The sequence below is a fragment of the Candidatus Nomurabacteria bacterium genome, from assembly GCA_023898645.1.
Lineage (GTDB): Bacteria > Patescibacteriota > Saccharimonadia > Saccharimonadales > Saccharimonadaceae > UBA2112.
In genome coordinates this window covers 670,820-694,780 of the sequence record CP060232.1, presented here as the reverse complement: position 1 = coordinate 694,780, position 23,961 = coordinate 670,820, and the positions used below count along the sequence as shown (strand labels likewise).

General features: G+C 47.9%; 34 protein-coding genes and 1 other annotated feature. Of the genes, 11 read left to right on the top strand and 23 right to left on the bottom strand.

Features of this window, described 5'->3' with window-relative positions; translation table 11 throughout:
* Positions 1 to 52: 52 nt before the first annotated feature.
* From dnaB to H6797_03550, 5 genes are all read right to left on the bottom strand, one after another.
* Positions 53 to 1,402: a replicative DNA helicase gene (dnaB, locus tag H6797_03570; GenBank protein ID USN96131.1), complete on the bottom strand. Its 1,350-nt coding sequence runs from the start codon at positions 1,400 to 1,402 to the stop codon at positions 53 to 55.
* Complete coding sequence (dnaX, locus tag H6797_03565; GenBank protein USN96130.1) at positions 1,392 to 2,873, bottom strand: DNA polymerase III subunit gamma/tau; 1,482 nt, start codon at positions 2,871 to 2,873, stop codon at positions 1,392 to 1,394. Before dnaX ends, dnaB begins: the two co-directional genes overlap by 11 nt.
* Positions 2,874 to 3,367: 494 nt before the next feature.
* Positions 3,368 to 3,883 carry a hypothetical protein gene (locus H6797_03560; protein USN96129.1) on the bottom strand — a complete coding sequence of 172 codons (516 nt, stop codon included), beginning with the start codon at positions 3,881 to 3,883 and terminating at the stop codon, positions 3,368 to 3,370.
* A 229-nt stretch (positions 3,884 to 4,112) separates the two neighbouring features.
* Positions 4,113 to 4,619: a hypothetical protein gene (locus H6797_03555; protein ID USN96128.1), complete on the bottom strand. Its 507-nt coding sequence runs from the start codon at positions 4,617 to 4,619 to the stop codon at positions 4,113 to 4,115.
* Between the two features lie 211 nt (positions 4,620 to 4,830).
* Positions 4,831 to 5,379 carry a hypothetical protein gene (locus H6797_03550; GenBank protein ID USN96127.1) on the bottom strand — a complete coding sequence of 183 codons (549 nt, stop codon included), beginning with the start codon at positions 5,377 to 5,379 and terminating at the stop codon, positions 4,831 to 4,833.
* Positions 5,380 to 5,488: 109 nt separating this feature from the next.
* Between H6797_03550 and H6797_03545 the strand changes: the two genes are divergently transcribed.
* A complete protein-coding gene (locus H6797_03545) occupies positions 5,489 to 5,950 on the top strand; it encodes a DUF805 domain-containing protein (GenBank protein USN96126.1) in 462 nt (153 codons plus the stop codon).
* Between the two features lie 28 nt (positions 5,951 to 5,978).
* Here H6797_03545 and H6797_03540 read toward each other — a convergent pair whose 3' ends face one another.
* Positions 5,979 to 6,608, bottom strand: a complete 630-nt coding sequence (locus H6797_03540) for an NAD(P)H-binding protein (GenBank protein ID USN96125.1) — start codon at positions 6,606 to 6,608, stop codon at positions 5,979 to 5,981.
* Between the two features lie 151 nt (positions 6,609 to 6,759).
* On the opposite strand from H6797_03540, the gene H6797_03535 reads away from it, so the two are divergent.
* Positions 6,760 to 7,257 (top strand): hypothetical protein, encoded by a 498-nt coding sequence (locus H6797_03535; GenBank protein USN96124.1) that lies wholly within the window; start codon positions 6,760 to 6,762, stop codon positions 7,255 to 7,257.
* A 66-nt stretch (positions 7,258 to 7,323) separates the two neighbouring features.
* Here the strand turns inward: H6797_03535 and ilvN are convergent, their stop codons facing one another.
* The 4 genes from ilvN to H6797_03515 all read right to left on the bottom strand — a co-directional run bounded on the left by ilvN (position 7,324) and on the right by H6797_03515 (position 10,483).
* Complete coding sequence (gene ilvN / locus H6797_03530) at positions 7,324 to 7,581, bottom strand: acetolactate synthase small subunit (GenBank protein USN96123.1); 258 nt, start codon at positions 7,579 to 7,581, stop codon at positions 7,324 to 7,326.
* A gap of 1 nt (position 7,582) precedes the next feature.
* On the bottom strand, positions 7,583 to 9,286 hold the full coding sequence (gene ilvB / locus H6797_03525; GenBank protein ID USN96122.1) for a biosynthetic-type acetolactate synthase large subunit: 1,704 nt from the start codon (positions 9,284 to 9,286) through the stop codon (positions 7,583 to 7,585).
* Positions 9,287 to 9,535: 249 nt separating this feature from the next.
* Entirely contained in the window at positions 9,536 to 9,913 is a 378-nt protein-coding gene (gene rplL, locus H6797_03520; protein USN96121.1) for a 50S ribosomal protein L7/L12, read from the bottom strand.
* 45 nt (positions 9,914 to 9,958) lie between these two features.
* Entirely contained in the window at positions 9,959 to 10,483 is a 525-nt protein-coding gene (locus H6797_03515) for a 50S ribosomal protein L10 (protein ID USN96120.1), read from the bottom strand.
* Positions 10,484 to 10,557: 74 nt separating this feature from the next.
* Positions 10,558 to 10,700: a sequence feature (ribosomal protein L10 leader region), on the bottom strand.
* Between the two features lie 18 nt (positions 10,701 to 10,718).
* On the opposite strand from H6797_03515, the gene H6797_03510 reads away from it, so the two are divergent.
* From H6797_03510 to trxA, 5 genes are all read left to right on the top strand, one after another.
* A complete protein-coding gene (locus H6797_03510) occupies positions 10,719 to 10,910 on the top strand; it encodes a hypothetical protein (GenBank protein ID USN96119.1) in 192 nt (63 codons plus the stop codon).
* 217 nt (positions 10,911 to 11,127) lie between these two features.
* Entirely contained in the window at positions 11,128 to 11,367 is a 240-nt protein-coding gene (locus H6797_03505; protein ID USN96118.1) for a hypothetical protein, read from the top strand.
* Positions 11,368 to 11,523: 156 nt separating this feature from the next.
* Complete coding sequence (locus H6797_03500) at positions 11,524 to 12,048, top strand: hypothetical protein (GenBank protein USN96117.1); 525 nt, start codon at positions 11,524 to 11,526, stop codon at positions 12,046 to 12,048.
* A 176-nt stretch (positions 12,049 to 12,224) separates the two neighbouring features.
* Entirely contained in the window at positions 12,225 to 12,839 is a 615-nt protein-coding gene (locus tag H6797_03495; protein ID USN96116.1) for a transposase, read from the top strand.
* 284 nt (positions 12,840 to 13,123) lie between these two features.
* The gene (gene trxA / locus H6797_03490) at positions 13,124 to 13,462 is read left to right on the top strand and encodes a thioredoxin (GenBank protein USN96115.1); all 339 of its coding nucleotides are present in this window, start codon (positions 13,124 to 13,126) and stop codon (positions 13,460 to 13,462) included.
* 79 nt (positions 13,463 to 13,541) lie between these two features.
* On the opposite strand, the gene H6797_03485 is transcribed toward trxA, so the two are convergent.
* Positions 13,542 to 13,685: a hypothetical protein gene (locus H6797_03485; GenBank protein USN96114.1), complete on the bottom strand. Its 144-nt coding sequence runs from the start codon at positions 13,683 to 13,685 to the stop codon at positions 13,542 to 13,544.
* A gap of 175 nt (positions 13,686 to 13,860) precedes the next feature.
* On the opposite strand from H6797_03485, the gene H6797_03480 reads away from it, so the two are divergent.
* Positions 13,861 to 14,679 carry a peptidoglycan DD-metalloendopeptidase family protein gene (locus tag H6797_03480; protein ID USN96113.1) on the top strand — a complete coding sequence of 273 codons (819 nt, stop codon included), beginning with the start codon at positions 13,861 to 13,863 and terminating at the stop codon, positions 14,677 to 14,679.
* Positions 14,680 to 14,714: 35 nt separating this feature from the next.
* Here the strand turns inward: H6797_03480 and H6797_03475 are convergent, their stop codons facing one another.
* Positions 14,715 to 14,939 (bottom strand): hypothetical protein, encoded by a 225-nt coding sequence (locus tag H6797_03475; protein USN96112.1) that lies wholly within the window; start codon positions 14,937 to 14,939, stop codon positions 14,715 to 14,717.
* A 170-nt stretch (positions 14,940 to 15,109) separates the two neighbouring features.
* On the opposite strand from H6797_03475, the gene H6797_03470 reads away from it, so the two are divergent.
* Positions 15,110 to 15,661 (top strand): hypothetical protein, encoded by a 552-nt coding sequence (locus H6797_03470; GenBank protein USN96111.1) that lies wholly within the window; start codon positions 15,110 to 15,112, stop codon positions 15,659 to 15,661.
* A gap of 271 nt (positions 15,662 to 15,932) precedes the next feature.
* Positions 15,933 to 16,319 carry a PH domain-containing protein gene (locus H6797_03465; protein USN96110.1) on the top strand — a complete coding sequence of 129 codons (387 nt, stop codon included), beginning with the start codon at positions 15,933 to 15,935 and terminating at the stop codon, positions 16,317 to 16,319.
* 64 nt (positions 16,320 to 16,383) lie between these two features.
* Here the strand turns inward: H6797_03465 and H6797_03460 are convergent, their stop codons facing one another.
* The 4 genes from H6797_03460 to H6797_03445 form a co-directional block, all read right to left on the bottom strand.
* Entirely contained in the window at positions 16,384 to 17,226 is an 843-nt protein-coding gene (locus H6797_03460) for a hypothetical protein (GenBank protein USN96109.1), read from the bottom strand.
* Positions 17,227 to 17,304: 78 nt separating this feature from the next.
* Entirely contained in the window at positions 17,305 to 17,463 is a 159-nt protein-coding gene (locus tag H6797_03455; GenBank protein ID USN96108.1) for a hypothetical protein, read from the bottom strand.
* A gap of 79 nt (positions 17,464 to 17,542) precedes the next feature.
* On the bottom strand, positions 17,543 to 18,208 hold the full coding sequence (locus tag H6797_03450) for a polysaccharide deacetylase family protein (GenBank protein USN96107.1): 666 nt from the start codon (positions 18,206 to 18,208) through the stop codon (positions 17,543 to 17,545).
* Between the two features lie 123 nt (positions 18,209 to 18,331).
* Positions 18,332 to 18,640 carry a hypothetical protein gene (locus H6797_03445; GenBank protein ID USN96106.1) on the bottom strand — a complete coding sequence of 103 codons (309 nt, stop codon included), beginning with the start codon at positions 18,638 to 18,640 and terminating at the stop codon, positions 18,332 to 18,334.
* A 179-nt stretch (positions 18,641 to 18,819) separates the two neighbouring features.
* On the opposite strand from H6797_03445, the gene H6797_03440 reads away from it, so the two are divergent.
* Positions 18,820 to 19,419: a hypothetical protein gene (locus H6797_03440; GenBank protein ID USN96105.1), complete on the top strand. Its 600-nt coding sequence runs from the start codon at positions 18,820 to 18,822 to the stop codon at positions 19,417 to 19,419.
* Positions 19,420 to 19,531: 112 nt separating this feature from the next.
* Here H6797_03440 and H6797_03435 read toward each other — a convergent pair whose 3' ends face one another.
* The 7 genes from H6797_03435 to H6797_03405 all read right to left on the bottom strand — a co-directional run bounded on the left by H6797_03435 (position 19,532) and on the right by H6797_03405 (position 23,862).
* A complete protein-coding gene (locus H6797_03435; GenBank protein ID USN96104.1) occupies positions 19,532 to 19,915 on the bottom strand; it encodes a hypothetical protein in 384 nt (127 codons plus the stop codon).
* A gap of 93 nt (positions 19,916 to 20,008) precedes the next feature.
* Positions 20,009 to 20,482 (bottom strand): hypothetical protein, encoded by a 474-nt coding sequence (locus H6797_03430; protein USN96103.1) that lies wholly within the window; start codon positions 20,480 to 20,482, stop codon positions 20,009 to 20,011.
* Positions 20,483 to 20,527: 45 nt separating this feature from the next.
* Positions 20,528 to 21,220, bottom strand: a complete 693-nt coding sequence (locus H6797_03425) for a hypothetical protein (protein ID USN96102.1) — start codon at positions 21,218 to 21,220, stop codon at positions 20,528 to 20,530.
* A gap of 150 nt (positions 21,221 to 21,370) precedes the next feature.
* The gene (locus H6797_03420) at positions 21,371 to 21,748 is read right to left on the bottom strand and encodes a hypothetical protein (GenBank protein ID USN96101.1); all 378 of its coding nucleotides are present in this window, start codon (positions 21,746 to 21,748) and stop codon (positions 21,371 to 21,373) included.
* Between the two features lie 233 nt (positions 21,749 to 21,981).
* On the bottom strand, positions 21,982 to 22,284 hold the full coding sequence (locus H6797_03415; protein USN97116.1) for a hypothetical protein: 303 nt from the start codon (positions 22,282 to 22,284) through the stop codon (positions 21,982 to 21,984).
* Between the two features lie 210 nt (positions 22,285 to 22,494).
* The gene (locus H6797_03410) at positions 22,495 to 23,346 is read right to left on the bottom strand and encodes a DUF348 domain-containing protein (GenBank protein ID USN96100.1); all 852 of its coding nucleotides are present in this window, start codon (positions 23,344 to 23,346) and stop codon (positions 22,495 to 22,497) included.
* Between the two features lie 75 nt (positions 23,347 to 23,421).
* Positions 23,422 to 23,862: a hypothetical protein gene (locus tag H6797_03405; GenBank protein ID USN96099.1), complete on the bottom strand. Its 441-nt coding sequence runs from the start codon at positions 23,860 to 23,862 to the stop codon at positions 23,422 to 23,424.
* Positions 23,863 to 23,961 lie beyond the last annotated feature (99 nt).

Genomic DNA, 23,961 nt, shown 5'->3' with positions numbered 1-23,961 from the left:
ACAATGCTCCGCTATATGTGGGGTATCGTTGAATTTTAAAGGTCTATCTATACTAGTTGTTGCGTTTGTCGAGTGACATAAACCGTAGTCGCTCTGGGTGGAAGTACAGTTCAACCTTGCCGGTTGGGCCGTTACGATGCTTAGCAATGTGCAGTTCTGTGATGTGCGCCAGGTCGGGATCGTCTGGGTTGTAATAACCAGGACGGTAGATGAATGTTACGATGTCGGCGTCTTGCTCAATTGATCCTGATTCACGCAGGTCGGCTAGTTGTGGAATCTGCGGGTTGCGCGACTCAACGCTACGTGACAACTGACTCAAAGCAATGACAGGTACGTTTAGCTCGCGTGCTAGCAACTTTAGGCCGCGACTGATTTCACTCACTTCTTGCACACGGTTGCCATCACTGCGAGAAGAGCTAGACTGCATGAGCTGCAAGTAGTCGACGACCACTAGGCCGAGTGGCGCATTATGCGCAGCGCGACGCGCCTTGGTGCGCATTTCTAGCACAGACAAACCGGGCGTGTCGTCTAAAAACAGCGGCGCTTCGGCAAGCTCACCTGACGCTTCGCTGAGCTTGGCAAAATCTTCATCACTCAGGTTGCCTGTGCGAATGTTCCAGCTGTCTACGCCACTGACGTCCGAGAGCATACGGTCAATTAACTGCTCTTTACTCATCTCGAGGCTAAAGAACAGCACCGCTTGTTTATTAATGGTTGCCACATTGTAGGCTAAGTTTGTCACGAGCGTCGTTTTACCCATGGCAGGACGGGCTGCTAGGATGATCAAGTCGCTACGTTGTAGGCCGGCCGTCATGTTGTCTAGGTCGCGGTAGCCGGTTTTCATGCCACGGAGTTGTCCCTTGTTTCGGTGTAGTTCTTCTAGGCGGTCAAAGCTTTCAAGGAGGATTGATTCCACGCTGACAAGATCTTGCTTGAGATTTTCGTCGCTGACAGAAAAAAGTTCGGATTCTGCTTTTTCAAGCAGCTCTTGTACATTAAAATCTTCGTCGTATCCAAGTTCAGATATATCTGCACTGGCTTTGATGAGGCGTCGACGCACGGCAGCTTGCGCAACCATTTCGCCGTAGGTTACGGCATGCGCGGCAGTCGGCACGTAGTTTGTGAGTTCACTCAGGTAAGCAGTACCACCGATTTCTTCAAGCTTCTTTTTCTTTTTGAGCTGGTCAGTCAGCGTGAGTAGGTCGACTGGCTTGTGGTGTTCAAACAGCACCACCATAGCGTTATAGATTGTTTCGTGGCGTTTGTCGTAGAAATCGCGGGCTTTTAGTACTTCTGTTACGTCGGCTAAAACATCTTCGTCTATCAAGACGGCACCAAGCAAGCTCATCTCCGCATCGATATTTTGCGGCGGAATTTTCGGGTCGATTGCCTTATTCGCCATCTTGCTTCTCCTCGTCTTCCAACTTAACCTCTCGTCCTCCACCCATCATAGCAGTAATTTTGGCGAGTTTTTCATCGGCAGGTGGTTTTGCTATAGGCAGTGTTACGACTTCCAGGTCGGATTGGCCGCATTGACTCAGCGCATCTTGTAGTTGTGTTAGGTATTTCGGCTGGTCCAGCTTTGTTTTGTTGAACTTGCGTACAGCATAAATTGTCAGCACGTCGCCCTCGAGAACGTAGTCGCATTTACCGAGCACACTATACACTGCTACGTAGTGTTCTTTGACATATCCCACTAGTTTGCTCCAGTCGAATGGTTCGGCATTTGCCTTTCTTGGCTTTGGTGTTACGGGTGCTTTTGTCACGGGTTCTTCGGCTGGTTCCTCAACTTGTTTTTTCACGACAGGCTCGGGCTTCTTAGTAGGTTTCTCCACCATGATAACCGGTGCTTCTATAACGGTCGGCATTGGTTTGGTAGCACGGGCGGCTACGGCCGGTTTTGGTTTGCAGGCGCCTACGAGCGTTGTCAGAATCTTAAGTTGTGGCTGTGGTGACGAGCCGATTGCGATGAGCGCGTCGAGTAGTCCGACTAATTGCGGTTGTTCTACAAGCCTGTTGCGGAGCTCTCGGATTAACTGATCCGCCAGAACCGCTGGCTGGATTCCTTGTTTTTCTAGGTCGTTCAATTGCCCTACGACTTCAGCTACGTTTCGCTCATCGACAGCTGCGAGTAATTTTTCGACCGCATGGATTGGTGCCAGGCCGAGAGTCGATTGCACTAGTTCGAGCGTGATGCCTTCTTTGGCGTCGGCAAAGCTCGAAAGTTGGTCGAGCAGGCTTATGCTGTCACGGAAACTACCATCGCCACGCGTTGCGATTGCTTCCACTGCGTCATCTGAGATTTTAATTCGTTCGCTTTTGGCAATTTTTTTAAGTTGGGCAGATAAATCAGCTGGGCTGATGGCATGAAACGCAAAGTGCTGCGTGCGGCTGATTATCGTTGCTGGGATCTTTTGTGGGTCTGTCGTTGCCAATATAAATACGACATGAGCTGGCGGTTCTTCGAGAGTCTTAAGCAGTGCGTTAAATGCAGGCTTGCTCAGCATGTGCACCTCGTCGATGATGTAGACTTTTTTGCTGGCAGAGATTGGCGCCATCTGTACACGATCACGCAGTTCACGCACGTCATCAACTCCGTTGTTGCTGGCTGCGTCGATCTCAATGATGTCTAGATGTGTCTCTTCGCCACCGTATGGCAGTTTGTTGATCTCGTGTGCCAGTATACGTGCAATCGACGTCTTGCCGACGCCGCGCGGACCGGTTAACAAGTAAGCGTGAGCAATCTTTCCTTGCTCTAAGCTACGACGCAAAACCTCAGTAACCTGTGTTTGTCCGACCACTTCATCAAGTGACCGACTGCGGTATTTTCGATACAGCGCAGTATGTGCGCTTGTCTCCCCCTCTATGTGCATACATCATATTGTACGCTGTTTTCTTGCTTAAAACCGTTGTAAAAAGAGAGGACCCCCGACGTTTTATGGCGTTGGGGGTCTACGATCAAGTGTACGGACGTAGCTAGTCTGCTATACGCAACAGTACATCCTTGCGTTCTCTGTGTTGTATTTTGACGTGGTCTCGGATGATGTCTAAGACCCTTACAGACCAGCAGCTCGGTATTAGGCGCGAGAATTTTATGGCAATGTATGGTTTACAGACGTACAGTTCCGTGACAGTGCCAGCGTGAAACTCAACTTGCAAAGATTCGCAAAGTCGATCTGCAATCGTAGTGATGTTGCCACAATCTTCAAACTCGAAAGTCCGCCAATTGTTTCCAGTGGAGTGGAGCGTTACCAGAGGCACGTTACTGCCCATCCTTACTTATGTCCGAAAGTGCGATCGTACTGAAATACTTTAGCACGACCGGTCTGAAAAAAGTCTGTTTTTTACTGCAATAAGATTGTGGTTTCTACAGCGGTGCTTCAACAGCAGCCCATGTGGCGTCTGTGCTGTCTTCTGGCACGATAATTGTGACTTGGTCGCCTTCGTGGAGACGGAAGAAAGTAACACTAGCAAGCAGTATGCGGTACTCTCGGCCACTTACTTCTACGTAGTAGGCGCCATCGTGCTGCGTTAGTGTGCCGATGACTTGCTTTCGCTCGATTGGACCAATTTGCTTATAGATGAAGCTGCCATCGTCGGCGATGGTTAGCTTTAGAACGTCACCTTCTAGTAGTTTGGACTTGCTGGCATAGTTTGCAGGTACTGGGTAGTTTTTGCCGTCAGGGCCGACCATAACTTGGCCGTCGAAGACACCTTCGATTACCTTGCCGGTGACGTCTTCTTGACTTGATTTAGGTGTGAGGACAACGCCGCCCTCACCGATAATGCTAATTAAAAGTTCCTTGGCTGCTGCCAAGTTTGTCTCTGCCTCTTGGATGAGGGATGTTAGTCTCTTTACTTGTTTCTCTGGTAGGTCAGACATGCTCGCAGTTCCTTGTCTGTTTTTTGTGGTGATATCATATCTATATATATCAGGCAATACAAACACTGTCAATCTATTCGCTCATTTTTGTCCACAGCCATAACAGTTTAAACTTAAAAATTGTTGTAGAAACGACGGAATAAACTTTTTCATTAGGCAAATTAATAGCCTTTTGTCTGCAATATAAAACCCGCATACCTGTTATAAAAGTATGCGGGTGTTGTAGTGCCTAGGGCTCCTGCATGGCGTGCTGGAACGCTGGCGTAGGGCCGACGAATGAATCGTCGGCGTGCATGCTGACAGCAAAGATGCTGTCGGCATATTCGTTTTCCATGTCTGACTCTTTCATGACCGCAATCGAGACGATTTCGCCACGTATATTGCTTGGTACGGAGTCGTCGTCTGAAAAGCGAATCGCGAACGGGTTTGAGATGAGCTCGATGAAATCTTCTGTTGATTTCTCGTTGATTCCTTCGTCGAGCATTGCTAGCATTCGAGTAACCTGTATGGCCGGATCGAGCACGTCGCACTCTACCATTAGCCAACCGGCAAGCGACTGGCTGACGAGCACGTAGTCGCAATCGTCTGCTATGCCCATGGCTTTGTCGAGCCACAAGATGCCGGCAACCGTGTGTGACGGTATGACAAACGGTTGTAACCCGGGCAGATCGATGTACATACGCTGAACCATTGGGTTCGGCGGCATTTTCAAGACGAAGTCTTGGTTACTAGACAAGAATCACTCCTACCTATTTGTGTAAGCTACGACCACTTTTGTGGCTAACTAAATTATGGCATAAATGTAACAAAAAAGCAATCTACGAATGGTGTATATGGCGTGTTGTACGTCCACGTTCTTTCGTATTTCTTGCTTCCAGAATTCTCGGGCGCGCTCATTGGCGTCAACTATACCCTCGCTGTCATGAAAAATGCCATCGCAGGACGTGCTAGTAATTGCGCGTAAGCTGATAACTCGACAACGAGTAGCTTCCCAGAACGTCGGTAACCTTTTTTTCGAAGTTGTTCAGTGCCTTGTGACCGCTATTGTCGCCTACTCCTTGAACTATGTTTATCATATCGACACTTTTGTTCGGCTTGGGTTGAATTGCGACGTTGTACTGAGTATTTACTACGTATACGTCATCATCTTGTAGATCGAGTTTGTCGCCTACGAAGCTCGCCAGATTGGAAACGCATTTATATTGAGTGAATACGCCATTTTCGTCGGGTCGGTAAAGCCACGCTAGTTTAGTTGGTGGCTTGACGCGGGTCGAATATGGATCGTATTCGATTAGCTTAACGACGGTCGTTGCTACCATGTAGTCGTCGGGCATATTGTTATTTACGTAGTCTATATAGTTTTCCATATCTTGAAATCGACGGCTGTCTCGTCCGTCATTTTCTAAGATCTCTCGTCTACGTGCCAGGTCGTACGGCGTGTCGTATGTCCACGCATTTTCTGCGTTTGCAAAGCTTGAAAACTCCATTGATTTCATAATTCGATTGTACTCCCCCTGTCAAAAATATGCTATACCATAAAATAGAAACATTACCACATTCATAAAGTGCGTCAGCGTCTAGGCGCCATTGTGCTATACTGCGGTTATGTTTAAAGGCAGACTCAATCGAACTGGTTTCGTATTAGGAAATTTATACCTCGGCGTTCCTATGCTGGTCGCTATCATTTTATATGTGATTTCAATCATCGCTATACATGATTCTGGCGCGATTCATTCTATGATAAATATTGTTTTCTTCCTCTTTGGCGCCGTGTGGAGTGCATTTAACATAGTAGCGTCACTCGGCATGATTATTCGACGCTGGCATGATATGAACAAGACTGGCTGGCTGGCTTTGTTACACTTCGTTCCAGTCGTCAATTTAGTGACCTTTCTCATTCTGCTGTTTGCTCCTGGCACCCAGGGCCCCAACGATTACGGGTTTCCTAAATCGTCACGCAAATTTATAGACGTTTTATTAGGTTCTAGAAATCCTTTGCTTCCAGGCGACGAGCAACCGCCGCAAGGAACGCCCAAGCCGGGCACGTACGGCGCGGGCCCTATGTAGTTGTCGATACTTATTCGAAAAGCAATGACTAATGTATAAATACGGCCTTGGGCCTGTGCGGTGTGTCTATTTGGTCGACCATTGCCCGCGCTACGGCTTGGCGGTTAATGATACCCCATGGCAACGGCCGGTTTGAGGACAACGTATATCGTCGCGACGAACCCGACCGCATAATTGGTGATCGTACGACGGTCCAGTCAAGCCCGCTTTGTTCTAGCAATTTAATGTGGCGTTCGCCGTCGCGGAGTACTTTGCCGCCTACGACGCCGATTCCTATGTGCGCAAGCCTATGAATGATGCTTAGGCGGTCGCCCGATGCCCTAGCCTCAGAACCAGTGAGCGATATAATCCTGTCGATTCCTCGCTCTTTCATAGTAGGTACGATGGTCGCCATAGCGGCAGACAGCACGTCTTTTTTCGGTGTGCCCCAGCTACTGAGCGCACTGAGTACTACGTCTGCGTCTTGCAGCGCCTTTTGTACTTCGGACTTGTCATACACATCACCCTTAGCAATTATTAAATTCGGATGACTAGGTAAATTATGATGACGGTGCACGAACGCCGTCACCGCGTAACCATCTGCCAGAGCGTACTCTACTAGCAAGCTGCCGACTTTGCCGGCGGCGCCAAATATAACGACCCTGTCTTTTGACTTCATGAGTTCATTATACCCTGAACTACTACTTAAATTTGGGCGGTTTTTTCTTGAGAGGCCAACGTGGCGTTTGTTGTAGCATGTATACAAAAATGGTATGGTATATAAGATTTCGCACAGCGCGAGACGTACATATAGAGAGGTAGCTTCTTACATGGGGCGAGTTAATTATCGCGAGTTCTCGCTGCAAGAGTTCCGTGACAACATGAAGCAATCAACGCAGGAAAAGTCTGGGCTGAGCCTGACTATCGATGCCGTTGCGAGTGTGTTCCGTGCGTTGCACATTTCAAATACGCTGCTTCGGCAACGAAACTTGCTGTATAAAGACAGCCAGTCGTTGACGTTTCGCGACAACTTCGGTTATGTGATCAGCCTTGCTATGGCGGGCGTCAGCCTGTATGCCGCCGGCATGGAGCTTACGCGACGAGCCGAAAACGGCCAGTCGCTACTTGCTACCGAGCATAACGAGCAGGTCGACGCGACGTCTACGATTACCAGTGCCGTAGCGATTGGCTTCAACGCAGCCGAGGTCAAGAACGGCCGCACGGTTTTCAAAAAGCGTCAGTATTCGACCTACGGCCGTGTATACGTGGCGTTTACAAGTACCGTTTCGGCGGCTCAGCTCGCACTGAGGCTCGCTACTGCCAAGTAGCTACGTGCCCGATTTTCTGTGACTACCACGGAAAATCGGGCATATTTTTTAGCCAAAAACGTCTGGTTAGTTTTCGGACTCTTTTACGTCTACGACGTCTACAAGTTTTTTTAATTGCAGTGTAATTAGTTTGATCACGTCTGGTTTGCCAAATGCCGTAATTGTCATGAGCGACAAGTTTGGCGAGTCGGGTGAACCGGCAACGTGCAATGCCTCGATGTTGTGCCCGCGCCGATTAAATATCTGCGCGCAACGCACCAAGACGCCGGCATTGTTGCGGACGGTCAGGGTCAATACGTATGTGTGGTCGCTATCTTTTTTCATCTTACGTACTCCCCTTTGGTGCTTCTAGTTTGGTAGTCGGCGGACCGAGCAACATATGTGAATAGCCGCTGCCTGCTGGGATCATCGGGTAGACGTTGTGCGTCTTGGCAACTTCGCAGTTGATTAGCACGGGGCCGTCGTTGTACGCGAGTGCTTCGGCTACCTTGGCCTCCACTTCGTCGGGTTGCTCTATGTTGATTGCCTTTACGCCGTAGCTTTCGGCTAGTTTTACAAAGTCCGGGTTGCCTTCTAGGTCGACGCCGCTCAGGCGCTCGTCATAAAAAAGTTCTTGCCATTGGCGCACCATGCCTAGGTAGTGATTGTTCATCACAAATATCTTTACGGGTAGTTTATGTAGCGCCGCCGTTGCTAGTTCGTACAGTGTCATTTGGAATCCGCCATCGCCCACGATTGTCAGCACCTGCTTTTTTGGTTCGGCAAATTGTGCGCCAAGTGCACTTGGGAATCCAAAGCCCATAGTGCCTGCTCCGCCAGAGCTGATCCAGTGGTTGGCGTGCTTTACGCGGTAAAACTGCGCAGCCCACATTTGGTGCTGGCCTACGTCCGTGGTTACAATCGCCTCGCCTTTCGTTTGTTTCATGGCTTCGTCTATAACGTGCTGCTGGGTCAGGCCGTCGCTATCGTCGTAGCTTAGTGGCATTTGCTCTTTGTATGTTTGCAGATGCTTGTGCCACTTGTCGTGAGTAGCCGCCTGCTTGGTAGCGAGTAGCGCACTAAAGAAATCTTTTGCGTCTGCTAGTATGGCAACGTCCGGCATCACCATTTTGCCTAGCTCGGCTTCGTCTACGTCCACGTGCACTATGGTTGTGTTTGCCGTGAAGCTTTCTACATCGCCCACTATCCGGTCGTCAAATCGCGAACCGATGTTTATTATGAGATCCGACTCTTCAATTGCTTTGTTGGCGTAACCGGTACCGTGCATACCGAGCATGCCGAGCGACAATTCGTACGTTTCGTCGATTGCGCCCTTGCCTAAAAGCGTAGTGGTGACAGGCATGTCAAACTGAGTCGCTACCTTTAACAGCTCGTCTTCGGCGCCAGCTATCAACACGCCGTGACCAGCCAGTACGACAGGGCGCTTGGCGTTTGCTATAAGTTTTGCGACTTTTTGGGCGTCTTTTTTGTACTGTGCTGTTTCTTCTTTACGCACGAGTGGTGCAGCGTCGGTTAGTTTGCCGGTAAATTTTCCGGAGCTGACGTCTTTTGGCATGTCTATCAGCACCGGCCCCGGCCTGCCGGTCGATGCGATTTCAAATGCTTCGTGTACCACGCTAGGCACATCGTTGGTTTTGAGCACTAGGTAGTTGTGTTTGACCACTGGCATACTCAGGTTAAATGTATCCGCTTCTTGAAACGCGTCCAGGCCGAGCATCGGCGTGATTTGCTGGCCGCTGATGATGATTATCGGCACGCTGTCCATGTGCGCGGTCATTAGCCCGGTGATGATATTGCCAACTCCGGGGCCGCTGGTTACCAGTACAACGCCCGGTTTGCCGCTGGCGCGTGCGTAGCCGTCGGCCATGTGGGCGGCGCCTTGTTCGTGACGGGTGGCTATGAGCTTGATGTTGGTTTTGGTGGTGACGATTGCGTCAAATATGGGTATGGCAGCCCCGCCGGAATAGCCAAATATATACTCGACGCCCAATCGCTCGAGGCTCTTTATCAGTGCTTCCGCGCCTGTCATGATATTTGTTACTACCCTCTCTGACGAAAAACCCCGGCTTGTGGCCGGGTGCTCGTTGTCGTTTAACTGTCTATTGGTATGAGCAACCGGCGCCATGCGATGGCACGAGGACGAGGCTCACAATGATGCTGAAAACGCTACTCATTTGCTCCATTGTAACGTGCTTTGTCTAAAATGAAAACCGCCCCGAGTTGGAGCGGTTTTCGTATAACAATCGGATCGAATGATTTTGGTGAACTGTCGGCTCGATTAAACGAGTTCGACAGAAGCGCCAGCTTCTTCAAGAAGTTTCTTAGCGTTGTCAGCGTCGTCTTTGCTTACCTTTTCAACTACGTTGCTAGGAGCGTTGTCGACGATAGCTTTAGCTTCACCAAGTCCAAGACCAGTGATTTCTTTAACAGCCTTGATAACAGCAACTTTCTGCGCACCAGCGTCAGCTAGTTTCACAGTGTATTCGCTCTTTTCGTCTTCGGCAGGACCAGCTGCAGCAGCAGGGCCAGCAGCAACAGCTACAGCAGCAGCTGCAGGCTCGATGCCGTATTCGTCCTTAAGGACAGTTTTTAGTTCGTTTACTTCGAGAACTGTCAATTTTGTCAGTTCTTCAGCAAGTTTCTTTACATCAGCCATGATTATGACTCCTTTATAATTCAGTTAATTGTAGGTTGCTTGAAGTTAAGCAGTAGCCTTGGCTTCTACGCCGTCCAATAGGGCGTGTAGGTTGCCAGAAAGCGCGTTTGTGACGTCGTTAACTGGTGATAGCAACATAGATACAACTTGGCCAACAAGCTCGTTTTTGCTAGGCAAGCTAGCAAGAGCAGTGACTTCGGCTGCGTCCATGAGTTCACCTTCCATGCCAAATGCACCGACGAACTGCAAGGCCGGGTTGGTCTTGGCAAAGCCGTCGAGTACTTTTGCAGGAGCGATCTCGTCTTCGCTGCTCATTGCGTAAAGCAATTGACCAGTTAGAAGGGCGGTATCGGTGTTTTTGTACGTATCGTTTGCGCTCATTGCTACGCGGACCAAGCGGTTTTTGACCACCTTGATCGTTACGCCAGCTTCGCGAGCCTGACCGCGAAGTGCTTGCATGTCTGCAACACTTAGGCCGTCATACTTTGCGAAAACTGTTAGCTTTGACGTCGCTAGAGATTCTGAAACTTCAGCAACCAATTCGTTCTTTTTCGATTTTGAAATCGCCATAAGATTCTCCTTGGTTAATTATTTTTCGATCCGAGTTGTTAAGGTATTCATTACACCGTTAGGTCCTTGCAACTTTGAGAATAAAAGAAGGTCTTTGATACTCGCAGTTGTAATCAAAGACCTTTCGGGTGGATAAAACAATGGTGGTAGTTTTACGCCTCGGTAGCGAATTAAGTCTTGCGACAGCTACGGTCTTTGGTGTAATGCTGTATGAAGTATAGCAAAGGAGTGGGAAATGTCAATAACTCTAGTACTTTTTTGCGTAAGTACCAAAACGCCTTCATTTTTTGTGCCGGCAAAAAACGAAGCAAAAAACCTCGTGACGGCTTCGCCACGCGGTAAAGCCATGCGACGTCAAGCAATCAGAACCTGCGAAACTCACGCCGACAGGCGCTACTGTCGGGTTCAAACAGTCCTCGGTTCATGACTGCCCGCCGCCACCCGACTTTCCGGTGTCTGCAGATGTCACCCTTCGACTTCGCGCGAATGGATAATATTTTATTACCAGTGTTAAAAGCCAAATAATAAAACGATTGTTTTTACGGTCTCAAGGCTCATCACTCGTACGTGTTATTCCGTGTAAAGCGATATTTTACGTGCTATTATAATTTTGCCAATGAGTATCATAAAAAGGAGTGGTGGCAATGTTTACGACATGGGCAAGTAATCTGGACAGTCTTTCCGTATGGATGAGGTTCGCAATCCTCGTTGTGGTCATCTGGGATCTTACCTGGAAGGGCTTGGCGCTGTGGCGCGCTGCTAGTGTGCGGCACGAAGTCGGATGGTTTATCGTCATTCTTGCGACCAACACGTTTGGTTTCGTACCAATTGTGTACCTGCTGGCTACCAACAAGTCCAAGCGTCTGGGTGCAAAAAAGTCCTGACGACAAGGGCGAGTCCAAGCGACTCGCCCTATTAAATTTCAGACGATCTACAGGCCTGGCCCTATAACCCTGAGTAACCTACGCGTGTATACCGGTTAACACCGACGTGCTACTATCGTTGATATTATTTATTGATAAATTAGGATGGATAGCAAGATGCAACCAGAAAATAAACAAAAAATTTTCAACGTACGAACCATTGTTGGGCTATCTATACTTGGTCTTTTGTGCTTGCTGGGTCTAGTCCTTGACCCGCGCGCGAATACGGGTAATGTGATTACAATGGGTTTAGTTGCTGCGCTATACATTGAGTCAAGACGTAGAATGGTAAATGGCGGTATGTCGCATGGTGATAAGACTTCGATTTCATTGAATATGCGGCGTCTTTCTGTTGCTACTTTAGTCTTGGGTATTCTTGGCTTCATATTTAGTTTTGCTGTGCTGGGGGGCGTTTTCGCTGCTATTAGTATCGTTACGGCGTGTGTATATTTATCTCAAAGGGGCTATAGCTATAATAATCAGCACCCAAATATCGCAGCTTCGATTAACTCTTATGACGCGATGGGAATCATTGGAATCCTCCTAAGCGTCGTGGCGATAGTAACCATCGCAATGATGATAAGTCTTTCCTCTTGGCCCGTTGATCCCATTATGATCGTAAGGTTTATTTCCCCCAATTAACATATGCGTGAAATATCACGAGTTGTGTGCTCCAGGGTTCACCCCTTGCAGGTGTTATTTGTTTAAAATGGGATTTTGCGCCATCAAAGTTACTGGATTTAAGGGATTTAAGGGTTAAACCCCGAAGATTTAAGGGTTAAACCCCGAAAAGGTGTAAATTAGTATATAGTATACTTATGCCAACAAAAAACGTCGTGAAGGTGTTTGTTCCGAACTCGTATTATCACGTGTATAACCGTGGATGGAATCTGGGTAACATATTCATCGACGACGCGGATCGTTATTATTTCGAGAATCTACTCGCCCGCCACTTGTCGCCCGAGCAAGGCAAAGACGACACCGGAAGATTGTTTAAGCACTTCTACCCGGACGTTCATCTAATCGCTTATTGTCTGATGGGTAATCATTTCCATATGCTGTTTTATCAATATGACGATGAATCGGCCATCACGCGTTTTATGACCAGTCTCATCACGGCCTATACTGCATATTTCAATAAACGACACAAGCGCCGCGGCTCGCTGTTTGAATCAACTTATAAGGCCGTATGGATTGAGAATGATATTCAGCTGATGCATATTACTCGGTATATTCACCTAAATCATTCGAAATACAGGACATGGGAGCATAGCAGCTATCAGGATTATATGGGTATTTGCCGAGATTGGATTGATGCGAAATCGATTCTTGGACTATTCTCATCTAGTGCTGTCTACGAAGAGTTTGTGTCAGATTATGAAGACGAGCAACGCGAGCGTGACAGTATCAAACGGGAATTGTACGGAAGATAACTATACAATAATTTCTTACTTCTTGGGGTTTAACCCTTAGCTCATGCGACGTCAAGCAATCAGAACCTGCGAAACTCACGCCGTCAGGCGCTACTGTCGGGTTCAAACAGTCCTCGGTTCATGACTGCCCGCCGCCACCCGACTTTCCGGTGTCTGCAGATGTCACCCTTCGACTTCGCGCGAATGGATTCAGGGTCTAACCCTGAACAGATAAGAAAACTCCGATTTTACGCATAGTCACCAACCTCCGCAATCAGCCGGCGCAAATACGCTATACTAAGTATATGGCTTTATATAACACAACGACCAAACAGGAATTTGAAGAGAAGGTACTAAAGAGCGACAAAGTCGTACTGGTAGATTTTTGGGCTGCTTGGTGCCCGCCATGCCGTGCGATGTCACCGGCGTTGATTTCACTAGCAGATAAACTCGACGACACTACAGATGTGGTAAAAGTTAACATTGAAGAGTCTGCCGACAACAACGCGCTTGCCGGGGAGCATGGAGTGCAGAGCATCCCAAACATGATAGTGTACAAGGCCGGCAAACAAGTCGACAACATCATCGGCATGGTACCGGAGTCGACGCTACGGGAACAACTGACCGCTGCGGCAGCCAAATAGATCTAGTACCCAGCCAAATAAAAAAAGCTCCGCGGTTAGTGCCGGGAGCTTTTTTGCTCAACCGGCCACTTGGGCGGAGCTATTTGTCGGTTTTTTCGTCGCCCAGTACGTCGATTGGCAAGACGTCTCTTCCTTCGACTCCCGCGCTGTTGCGGATGCTGTCAGCGAGCAAGGTCAGCAGGGTTTTGGGCAGAGAAAGCACAGCGACAAGAAATTTTATCATTTGTACATCCTTTTCCTGATGGTGGATAGGTGTCGTGTCGCTAGCAGTTGATGCTAGTAACGGTACGGTATTTATAGCATACGCATGCCAAACAAGCAAAGTTGTTTTTGGTAAGAGTCGGATATTCTTGCAGGCAGATTTTGTTTTGCTTATGTTTTAAACTATAGTGTTTATCATGAATACGAATTACTCAAATCAACGCGGAAGTGTCGTACCTATAGTCATCGGACTGGTGGTTGTCGCCCTTGTTGGTGTTGTCGGGTATATGCTTGTGTCGTTGCTTACCGACGAAAACAGCAACTCAAATAATTTTGTCGGTGGACTTATTGGCGATAGTGCCAAATCCGAAAGTACTGATACTCCCCCGCTGAAGCTCAAAAGTATCGGTATTAATCTGGGCGAGTATGACCCCGCTACCGGTAAGGCTGGTGACATGGTGTTTACCAAGCTGCATATCGAGGGCTACAAAGACGTTATCTTTTTCGACTATGGCGCAGTGGCCGAAGCAAATAGCGTGGCTCAGCGTCGCTTGAATCCGCAGCCGACATTTATATTGCCACTGGGCACCAAAGTTCATTCGCTAGTCGACGGTGTTGTAGTCGACGTGCCCAAGTTGTATAGCAACGACTACTCAATACAGGTTGGCACAAACAAAGATAGCCAGTGGCTATACGAAACCGAACATGTGATCAATCCGCTCGTAAAAGTCGGCGACAAAGTAAAGGCCGGACAAGTTATTGCCGAGGTCAGTACGCATGATTCGCAGTATCACCCTGGTTTTGGGCTATACGAAATCGGCATATTGCATGCAGGCAACCCGCCTACTCACGTATGTCCGTTTAACTATCTAGATGATTCGATCAAGGATTCTGTATGGAAAAATCTGACGGCGTTTTACAAAGCATGGGAAGAATACAGGGGCGACACCAAGCTTTATGATGAGTCAAAACATGTCGTGCCTGGCTGCTACACGCTCGATCCAGTTGAGGGGTAGTCGAACGGGCGTATACGAACGGCCGCTTTGAGTCCTTATTTCTCGCGTAGTTCGATATCTAGCTCGCAGCGTTCGATGTCTTGCGTAATCGCAAGGTCTGAACTGAATTGCTGCCAGTCTGCTTCTTGTTCGTCGGTCATGTCGTCGACAAAGTTCGGATCAATCTCGGGGTGTACGATAAGGAATTTGGCAAGTGCTCGCCCGGATTCTTGAATGTGACGAAGATTTAGATCTGTAAAACGAGGGTTCGTTTCTTTCATAAATATATTTTAACATAAATTATATAAATAAGCAAGTTAGCAGGGCTTCGTTGCTCATCCCTAAATGAGCTTAGAATAGTGGTAATTGTGAAATAACTTGGTGAATCGGCCGAAAAATTCATTCATACTATAGGTGAGCATTCATCTGTACCCTAATTGAGAGGATATGAATGTCGCAACGAAAAGAAGTGCTACGCAAGTTTGCCATACTATTCGTACTGGTCGCCGTTGTCATATACGGCGCAGTTTTTGGGATTATGCGGGCAGTGCGGACGCCGTCTGTAGCACGTGCGTCAGGTGGCTCGGAGATGTCTGGCTGGGTGACGTTTTATAGCGTACCGGACAATGACCCTCCGGGTTCTCGCAAAATCTCCTACTCTGGGCCGGCGCCAAGGCACGCGCGGGCTGGCGGTACCGGTACGTATGACGATCCGCAGACATTTGCCACCGCACATCCGGATGTATACCCTACTGGTACTCGTATATATGTGCCGAGGTTTCAGCGCTACTTTGTCATGGAAGACCTTTGTGCATGTTCTCATGGCGCAAATCATGTAGATTTGTGGCTAGAACCATCGGGTACTAATGCCGAAGTGCTGGCTTGCGAGAATGCGTTGACGGCCGCTGGCAAGAGGCAGGAAACTATCATTAAGGATCCTGACCCAAACATGCCGGTCGACCTAAGGCCGCTCATGAGTAATGGCGCTTGTCGAGTGCCGTAACTAAGCCCGCTATGAAGTTGAGTTCGCTCCTTCTGGCGGGCTCTTCTTTGTTTTAAGTAAATACTTAGATTAATTTTTCACAGTCTTAATGTGCCCAGTGCCATAAAATACAAAGAAGTGGATGTAATATTATTTCTGAAAAAGATCACATAAAATTATGGTAATAGCCGAAGAGACTGTTCGAAGAAGTATCAAATTATTCATCATGAGACTCATACTTTTGGAGATTCTTTTAGAGTTGGTGTATTTTTTTATAACAGGATTGGTGGAAGTGGCAGAGAGGTCGAATGGCGTTGACTGGCGGGGTGTGCCGCAAATTGTTCAGGTTTTGCTACTGATGTGCCAGCTGTCTCTACTCGCTTATCTATGGTTTAAGTGGTCTAGCGAATACTACATCATTAAAGTGAGTGAAGTCGTGACCGTCACGGGAATCCTTCAGAAACAGGAAAGAGCGTATCCATATAACAACATTCAGTCGGTGACGGTGCATCAGGGCGTGCTGAGTAGGATTTTAAATACGGGTACAGTGGTGATATACATACCGACACTTGGTCAGGAGCTAGAATTTACAGATGTGGACGACCCAAAAAAAATTGCCGATAAAATCAAAGAAGCGTTGCCATACCCCAGCAAGGGGCAGTTTATATTAAGGAAATAAAAACTCTGCAATCAATCAACGGCGGAGTTACGGTAGTGCAAGAACTATGTCTGTCAGAAATATGTTAGTTTAAGCAGTCAACGGCGCCGGTACCAAATGGATTTTCTGCCGCAGATAATTTGTATCCCATGCAGGCAGGGAATCTTGGGCCGTGTGGGTCGTTGTGGATCTCGTCTACGCCAAACGATCCCCAGTGATCATGGAAACTGTCGACAACTGATTTTGTAAATATGGCGGGCGCATAAGTCTGACCGTCGCCGTCTTTGTTTAGCTGAAAGTGAATGTGTTCGTTTTGGCCGCCGCCGCTGTCTTTTGACAGGTACATATGGGCTATGACTTGGCCTTTGTGTACTTTCTGGCCCTCTTTGACATCTATAAATTTCGCGTAAAATCCAGGTGACGGTTCTTTGACGAATGGTTCTAGACTATAAAGGATCGACCATGCCTTACCGTCACTTTTGGCAAATGCAATCTGCAGGCCATATAGATCAACGGGATTTTTTGAATAGTCCGAAAAATGACTCTTTACGTTAAAAACGTAGCCGTCGACCGGGCTATATACAGGTGGATAATTGTTAGGCGAGGCGCCACCTTGTGGCCATCGTTTGTAGTCGTCGCCAAATTGGGTGTGCGCACCGGTATGCGGCGCGGCTGACCGTTTGCCCTTAAATGGGAAGCCGGTTTGAACCAGATTCATGTCGACTATGAACTGGTCGGATTTATGGTCTTTGAAATAACTAATGTCTGGCAACGAAGAGACTTGCTCGGCAGATAAATCGATGCTGCCTCCACTATGATGGTTTAAGCGATCGTAAACGAAAAAACCAGCCATGCCGGTTAGTACGATAGCAACGAAAATGAGGACTAACTTAACCAAGCTTATACCTTTTTGATTTTGCTTAAGCATATCTAGAGTATAGAAGGTTAATTGATACAGAGCAAATGCGGGGCCACCGTGAACACGCGTTAGCTAGCTTTGTTCGTATTAATCTTTCAAATGATTACTTAGCACGATGTACCCCACTGTGATAGCAATGAGCATGGGGATGAGTGTCACCGTAACCCAAAAGTGAGACGAAAACCAATCAAAAACTTCTGGCGGGAGATGTATGTGAGGAAATGCAAATGTAGTAAAAGCAGGCATGATGTATATGGGAATTATAGCAAAGTGACCTTGCCCAAAAAGAATAGCCCCGCCGTAGCGGGGCTGTGGGGCCGAAGCCCTACTGGTGGAAATACCTACCTGCCGGCGGGATGCCGATGAGGTTTTGGACAGTCACCATGTAAAAACCACGTGCCTGGAGGTTGTCGAGAATTCGAGACACCGCCGCAGCCGTGCTGGAGTGAATGTCGTGCATCAGTACGATTCCTCCGCACTGCGCATTTGCAGTAACGTTACTATACGTTGACTCGGTGTTGTGAGTTGCGTAGTCTAGCGAATCGTACGACCACAAGATCTCGGGCATACCTACTGCGGCGACAATTGCGTCGCTGGTGTCGCCATATGGCGGCCGCATGACAAGAGGTGTTACGCCAGTGACACCAGCAATCATGCCTTGAGCTTGTCGGATATCTGCCGCAGCGGCGTCGACACTCATGCCGAGTAAATCGTCATGTCGGACGCTGTGATTGCCGATTTGGTTCCCGTGACTTGCCACATACGATGCTGCGCCCGGCCATGATTGTGCCATGGTGCCGACCATGAAAAAGGTCGCCACCGCGCCATGTGCTGCGAGAGCGTCGACGATTTGATTGGTGTACGGGCCTGGGCCGTCGTCGAATGTCAGAGCGATCGGACAGTTGACGTCTGCGTGAGCAATTCCTGTAGGCAGAATGGCTGTTGCCATGGCCAGAATAGACGTCATCAGTAGGCTCAGTCTCTTTTTCATCTCACACCTTCCAGTGTAGTGTTTAAGGTACATTTGAAACTTGATTCAAATGGTAGCAGTACAATAACATAAAAATTACAAAAAAACAAAGTTAGTTTGCTCTATGTATGCTATTCAGGGTGTCTACTTCGTGATGATTTCTGCTTGTGATTCATCAAGCTGCCACGATTCGCAGCTGCTCTCGCCTATTTTAGTACCACAGCTACCTATGGCGCCGAGTGCTCTTTTAGCAGTGTATCGCGCTTCGCAACTACGCTGAATTTCGTCGGCATCTGCCTGGCGCTTTTCGTCGTTTGAAATGTCGCCGCCAGCTTTTTCGACAGCCTTTACTAGCAAGTATGACGCTGCCTTTGCTGCATCGCTTTCGTCGAAACGTGCTGGTTTGCAGTTGCGCGGGCATTCAACGCACGGTGTGATTTTGCGTATATCCATGACACGATTTTAACGTATTCTTTGCTAAAAATGACAAATCCTTGATTGTTCGCACAAATCTTTGCTACATTGGTGCTTTTTTAGGGTGCAATTTTGTATGAAAGACCGTTTGCCGTAACTGAACTGCACCAGTCCATTACATTGACATATTGTACGATTAGTATATAATATATATATCAATGTCACCCCATGAATTCGAAAGAGTCCCCGCTCCTGAGCGGCTGAGCAGCGATACGTATCCGGATGTACGGATGAGTATGCTTCATGGTGGTGCGGAACCCGCCGATAGGGCTGTCGGTTCCGAAAGTTTTACTCATTACCTGCACCAATTTTTAGCCTTGCAGCCCGACGCAATGTTTTTTACGGCTAACTCTGCCGTGCCGATTGCCGACAGTATAAGGGGTGCATACTCAGAGCTCGGTCAACGACCGCCGGAATTATTTGCTATTCGTGCAAATAGCGATTTGTCACTGTCGTTCGACGAGCGAGCAAGTATGTTTTCGGCGAGTAAGCGAACGGTAAAAAATGAAATCAAAGAAGTAAGTAAAGTAGCCAAGGGCATGCGAGCGGTTGTTTTTGATCAATATGTCGAAACAGGCGGTACGCTCAGCTTAGCGAATTATATGCTTGAAAAAGCAGGCGTGATTAACGTCGGTGATACTCCCCTGGCTCGATGGTATCAGGAGACGACGATGTTTGATGTTGACTTAAAACTCGTCACGTCGCGTCATGCGGAATTTATGCGCGATATTGGCCGCGAAGCGATTCGGGCAATTTAACTTCAAAAAGTATAGGTAGAATAATCCTAGAAGTTTGTGATAGAAAATGTAGATTATTGTAACTATGTAAATCGCTATACCTCAAATAGTGCTAAAAAGGAAAAAGCTCCGGTCAATGACCGGAGCTTTTGTTGGAGCTCGTGCTTGTTAAGATGCTTTGCGTCTTGTCTGCGAGTACTACCCCGATGGATAGTGACGCAACAAATATTATTGCTGCAAAAATAACAGACATGACGAACGCTAGTCCGAGTGCTGTCAGACATAAAAAAGCAATGAGTGGCGGCACGAGGACGTAGGTGGCGATGAATGCTTTGCGGGCCATTTTCGCAGATTCTAGCCCGAAACGTAATGCAAAAGCGGTAGTACCTACCGCAAGTGCGATTGAGCCGTAGAATACGCCAAATGCCACGAGCAGGGAGCCTGCCATAAAACCGACGATTTGAAATGCGAAGACTATGAGGTCTCCCCATGGTAAAGACGGGCTGACTGCGTCCACGATATCTCCTGAATTGTGAAAGGTGCGGTATGTTGTAATTATGTCATATAATAAATATTTTGTAAATACGCGAGCGTCTCTAACGGCTCGTGTTTACTTGTTGCGGCGCGCCCGCATGTCGGCTTGTTCATACATGCCGCCTAGCGTTGCCCAGCGCTTTGCTTCTTCGGCGGTCCAGTTAGTCGTTCCGGGTCGTATGAGTAGTCGTATAATCTCAGTATCTTTTGCAGTAATCGGTAATTCGCCGTTGTCTGCGCACCATGCGCCTTTGTCTGTGATTTGGCGCCAGGCATAGTCACCGGCACTTCCTATGACGATCAAGTAGTCCATTCCGTTTTCGTCGATTCTTTGCCTGATTTGTACGTCGACGTCACGTCCTTCGCTTTTGCCTACCACGTGGTATGTTCCGGCTATAACAACCTCGGTTGGTAGTTCTAGGTCGTCGGAAGTCCATAGTTCTGCTTGGTCGGCGTTTGCTTGAAAAAGCTCTGCCAGCTCTGACTTCAGAAGTACGATTTCGGTTTCGCTAGATGAAGAGTTTTCTGGGTTGTTGTTTTTCTCTGACATAATGACAGTATACTTCATTGTTCGACGAGTGGTCGAATTACGATTTTATGACTTTTTGCGACGGAAGCTGTCGCGTATGCGTTTTGTATTATCCACTGCAGCAGTTGCAAGGAGCGCCGTACCAGCTGCCGCCACGGCAACGCCGCCTGGTGCAGTCGTTGTAAGCTCCGATGCTCCCATAGCACCAATCGCAATTGCTGGAGCTAGAGCAACTTCACGAGTCCAAAGAATTGCTTGTTCTGGTGATCGACGTTTTGTTATGACTTTTTTCAGCCCGCCAAAGGCTAAGATTGCGGTGCCAGCGGTGCCTAGTGTGATAAGTTCTGCTACCGATAAGTTCGTGTTGGTTGTGGCGGTGAGTATACCTGCTTCGGCGCCTTCAAATCCGGCGAAAAGACCTACCGCAGCGTAAGGGACATCTTTGATGGCTTGCTTTAGGCGATTGCCTGTTTTTGTTTGTTGAACCGAATGTTGCTTTCGACGGTTGTGCCATAGCACAAGGCCGCCTATGGCAACTGCTGGCAAAAAGCTTACGCCGCCGTTACCGATGTATGTGTCCAAAGGTCCCATTAGCCCTTCGCCAAGCTGATTTCCGAGCGCAACGCCAGCCCCAGTCGCAGCTAGTCCGATTCCAATTGTTTTTCCTGTGTGATTTTCTTCGCTAGATGCCGAGCCGCCAATTACTAGGCCCGCTTCAAGGCCTTCCTGTATGCCAACGATTCCGCCAAAATTGCTCATCTCAAACACTCCGTTATTAAGGTTATTATATTGTAATTTGTAAAATATGCAAAAAATGATACGTAGTGCTTGCTATCGTCATATATATTTGTCTGCCCTTTTTACACATGGCCTCAAATGAAAACCCCTCCGAAGAGGGGTGTTGAAGGTTTAGAACAGTGCGACGACCGATATGGCGACAAGTACGAGGCCGATTATGGCTAGCAGCCTGGCATACCATTTTGGTACGAAATGACCCTTGTCGACATTGAACCCGCCAGCGACTGGTGGCAGGTGCAACAAAAACGTCCGGACAAAGTCTACTATGATAAGGGCGACAAGTCCCAGCCATATGACGTACGCAACCGAACCGAGGATGTTGTGGCCATGTGAGGCGCAGAGTGATTCAGCGACGTACGCTAGTAGTAGAAGGGCTATCCGTTCAATATTGAACAGAAAGTTGCCGAGTCGGAGCGTGAGTATTCGCGGCAAGACGACCATGTCGTCATTTGACCCGCTAAACAGGCTCCTTGCTGTACCATTTGCCATGGTTTCTCCTTCATATATTTGGGGGCCATGTCGGCCCCTTGTGCTTCTCCGAATTCTGAAATTCCCGAAGATGTATAAACTATATAACTTTTACATTAAAACGGCAAGTTCATAAGCTGCGACAAACCCCCTGTCTTATCGAACATAGTAAAACCCCACGTCTGTAGTCGCGGGGTTTTTACGAAAGGAAGTTGCGCAGTGTTGAGGGGCGCAACTATTCTCTATTGTTTTAACTAGTAGTAAAGTCTGGTGCCACAACCAAGGCCATAGCCTCCGTAGTAACCGCCGTATAGGTTACCACACGTGTTGGCGTAGCCATAGCCACCATAGTAGTAAGGATTTGCTTGTACCGAAGCAGTGTATGATATGTTGCTACTGCTCGAATAGTTATAGCTAGAACTAGAACTATAATTGTTGTTATAGCCGTATCCTGGATTGGCAACTACTAATGCCGAAGCACTATTGCCCGTGGTTGTTAGTCCGACAGCAGCGGCTGCAACGCCTGCAACGGCGAGTCCTGTTAATTTCCCAATCATTTTCAATCCTCCTTAGTTTTTAAACGCATAGTTCATGAGCAAAGATTCTTCTTTAATAGCCCCCCTTTCTTGTTAAGATTTCAACTTGCCGGCCGAATGTGGCAAACAGGCTGATAACTACACATTACTGTAGGAGTATTGATAAATTTTTTCAGTTAAATCATTAACAGAATAAAACGAGGCTTATCTTTTGGGGTATGTAATTACAGCTTATCTTCCGTTGTAGTTAGTCCAGTCGGTTGCTAGGTCGAAGCCGTGTGGGTATCGGGCTACGAAACCGCCTGTGTCGTACACTTTGCCAAGGCCCATGCTTGTTTCGACTACAGTGCATTTTGGGTAGATAGCGTAGTCTGCCGCGACAAGTACGTAGCCGTTTTTGTCGATCTTGGCGCCGTCTGATCTGATAGTATAGTCGCCGGGACCGCAGGCCGATATAACGATATTCATAGGCAAATCGTAGTACGTTTCACGATGTGTCACGCCGCTACTGTCTGTATATAACTGTGCGCCCTTTGATCTAGTAAGTGCAAATCGAGTGGGTTTGTTGGCGATAGGTCCGTTGGTACGTGGCTGGGCTGCACGTTTAATTGTCAGCACCGTGATGGCACCTTCGGTTACGAAATCTCCTTGTTTGAGTGTCGTCTTGTCTTTGGCGCTGATTTTAGGTAGATTTGCGGCGGCGAGGATTTCGTTTGGTGATTGCGCTGGTGTGACTACTCTTTCGTGTAGTGCCCCATCGTTAATGAGTACTGGTCGTGCACGGTAGATGATTACCGCGGAGTCCGTACTAAGTAGTTCGCTGTTAAGCGCAGGTTCTACGTCGTCATGAGGGTCTACGTCGATGCCCGCGTCGTTGAGTGCCTCTTGAACCGAACCGACATGAGTCAAGATTACTCTGTCTACGCCACGGTCATGAATCGTGACCAGCCGACCCGTACCTGCTGCGTGGTCGGTATTTTTATATAAATACCCTACCAACGCAAAGCCGAGTACGATAAACAGTGCGTATGTGTGTAGTAGCTTCGGTCGTTTCATGCGACGCAAACGAGTTGATTTTTTCATAGTAGATTAACCGCAATGGGCTAGCTTAAGCATAAGCGGTACAAAAAGTTAATGCAACCGCCCTGCTAGACCGAATTATTTATGCGGTTCTTTCGCTTTATACTGCTTGGGTGTAAAGACTACTTGTCCCGGGTCGGCCTTTTCTGCTAGGTCTAATAATTCCTCGGGATTTAAATTTTGCATATCGCTGTCTTCGGGAAAGATAATCTGGCTGGGGCTTCGCTTGTCTTCACTGTCGTGGATCCTCAGGACTATGGCGAAAGTTAATAGTATTACCAGAAAAGTGATAAAGTACGCCACCATTTCTTCCCCGTTTAGGTCGTAGCCTGGAGGTAGCGCCGCATCGATCTGTACTAACGTGCCGAGCGCGGGAAAAAAGACGACGTGCGTGATGTGGCCCCAGTGCATTACTATGTGAAACAGTTCGTGCAAAATCACACTAAGAAGTGCCCCAATTAGGCTGACCACTATTTTGGTCCATAAGTATTTTCGTGGTTTGTATGCGAGTTTAATCACAATGATATAACTATATAGTTTTAATAGTGTTTAGTCATCTATGAAAAACTCCGCGACATTTTAGTCGCGGAGCTGTTGCGTTATACGCAAGCTGTTGAA

Excerpts from the sequence above, each read along its gene's own strand:
- H6797_03510 (USN96119.1), top strand. The coding sequence starts at position 10,719 with ATGTCAATAACTCTAGTACTTTTTTGCGTAAGTACCAAAACGCCTTCA.
- H6797_03540 (USN96125.1), bottom strand. The coding sequence starts at position 6,608 with ATGAAGTCAAAAGACAGGGTCGTTATATTTGGCGCCGCCGGCAAAGTC.
- H6797_03545 (USN96126.1), top strand. The coding sequence starts at position 5,489 with ATGTTTAAAGGCAGACTCAATCGAACTGGTTTCGTATTAGGAAATTTA.
- H6797_03535 (USN96124.1), top strand. The coding sequence starts at position 6,760 with ATGGGGCGAGTTAATTATCGCGAGTTCTCGCTGCAAGAGTTCCGTGAC.
- H6797_03415 (USN97116.1), bottom strand. The coding sequence starts at position 22,284 with ATGATTGGGAAATTAACAGGACTCGCCGTTGCAGGCGTTGCAGCCGCT.
- H6797_03495 (USN96116.1), top strand. The coding sequence starts at position 12,225 with ATGCCAACAAAAAACGTCGTGAAGGTGTTTGTTCCGAACTCGTATTAT.
- H6797_03450 (USN96107.1), bottom strand. The coding sequence starts at position 18,208 with ATGAAAAAGAGACTGAGCCTACTGATGACGTCTATTCTGGCCATGGCA.
- ilvN (USN96123.1), bottom strand. The coding sequence starts at position 7,581 with ATGAAAAAAGATAGCGACCACACATACGTATTGACCCTGACCGTCCGC.
- rplL (USN96121.1), bottom strand. The coding sequence starts at position 9,913 with ATGGCTGATGTAAAGAAACTTGCTGAAGAACTGACAAAATTGACAGTT.
- trxA (USN96115.1), top strand. The coding sequence starts at position 13,124 with ATGGCTTTATATAACACAACGACCAAACAGGAATTTGAAGAGAAGGTA.
- H6797_03480 (USN96113.1), top strand. The coding sequence starts at position 13,861 with ATGAATACGAATTACTCAAATCAACGCGGAAGTGTCGTACCTATAGTC.
- H6797_03505 (USN96118.1), top strand. The coding sequence starts at position 11,128 with ATGTTTACGACATGGGCAAGTAATCTGGACAGTCTTTCCGTATGGATG.
- dnaB (USN96131.1), bottom strand. The coding sequence starts at position 1,402 with ATGGCGAATAAGGCAATCGACCCGAAAATTCCGCCGCAAAATATCGAT.
- H6797_03550 (USN96127.1), bottom strand. The coding sequence starts at position 5,379 with ATGAAATCAATGGAGTTTTCAAGCTTTGCAAACGCAGAAAATGCGTGG.
- H6797_03445 (USN96106.1), bottom strand. The coding sequence starts at position 18,640 with ATGGATATACGCAAAATCACACCGTGCGTTGAATGCCCGCGCAACTGC.
- H6797_03455 (USN96108.1), bottom strand. The coding sequence starts at position 17,463 with ATGCCTGCTTTTACTACATTTGCATTTCCTCACATACATCTCCCGCCA.
- H6797_03560 (USN96129.1), bottom strand. The coding sequence starts at position 3,883 with ATGTCTGACCTACCAGAGAAACAAGTAAAGAGACTAACATCCCTCATC.
- H6797_03440 (USN96105.1), top strand. The coding sequence starts at position 18,820 with ATGTCACCCCATGAATTCGAAAGAGTCCCCGCTCCTGAGCGGCTGAGC.
- H6797_03485 (USN96114.1), bottom strand. The coding sequence starts at position 13,685 with ATGATAAAATTTCTTGTCGCTGTGCTTTCTCTGCCCAAAACCCTGCTG.
- H6797_03425 (USN96102.1), bottom strand. The coding sequence starts at position 21,220 with ATGAGCAATTTTGGCGGAATCGTTGGCATACAGGAAGGCCTTGAAGCG.
- H6797_03470 (USN96111.1), top strand. The coding sequence starts at position 15,110 with ATGTCGCAACGAAAAGAAGTGCTACGCAAGTTTGCCATACTATTCGTA.
- ilvB (USN96122.1), bottom strand. The coding sequence starts at position 9,286 with ATGACAGGCGCGGAAGCACTGATAAAGAGCCTCGAGCGATTGGGCGTC.
- H6797_03475 (USN96112.1), bottom strand. The coding sequence starts at position 14,939 with ATGAAAGAAACGAACCCTCGTTTTACAGATCTAAATCTTCGTCACATT.
- H6797_03430 (USN96103.1), bottom strand. The coding sequence starts at position 20,482 with ATGTCAGAGAAAAACAACAACCCAGAAAACTCTTCATCTAGCGAAACC.
- H6797_03410 (USN96100.1), bottom strand. The coding sequence starts at position 23,346 with ATGAAAAAATCAACTCGTTTGCGTCGCATGAAACGACCGAAGCTACTA.
- dnaX (USN96130.1), bottom strand. The coding sequence starts at position 2,873 with ATGCACATAGAGGGGGAGACAAGCGCACATACTGCGCTGTATCGAAAA.
- H6797_03460 (USN96109.1), bottom strand. The coding sequence starts at position 17,226 with ATGCTTAAGCAAAATCAAAAAGGTATAAGCTTGGTTAAGTTAGTCCTC.
- H6797_03515 (USN96120.1), bottom strand. The coding sequence starts at position 10,483 with ATGGCGATTTCAAAATCGAAAAAGAACGAATTGGTTGCTGAAGTTTCA.
- H6797_03420 (USN96101.1), bottom strand. The coding sequence starts at position 21,748 with ATGGCAAATGGTACAGCAAGGAGCCTGTTTAGCGGGTCAAATGACGAC.
- H6797_03500 (USN96117.1), top strand. The coding sequence starts at position 11,524 with ATGCAACCAGAAAATAAACAAAAAATTTTCAACGTACGAACCATTGTT.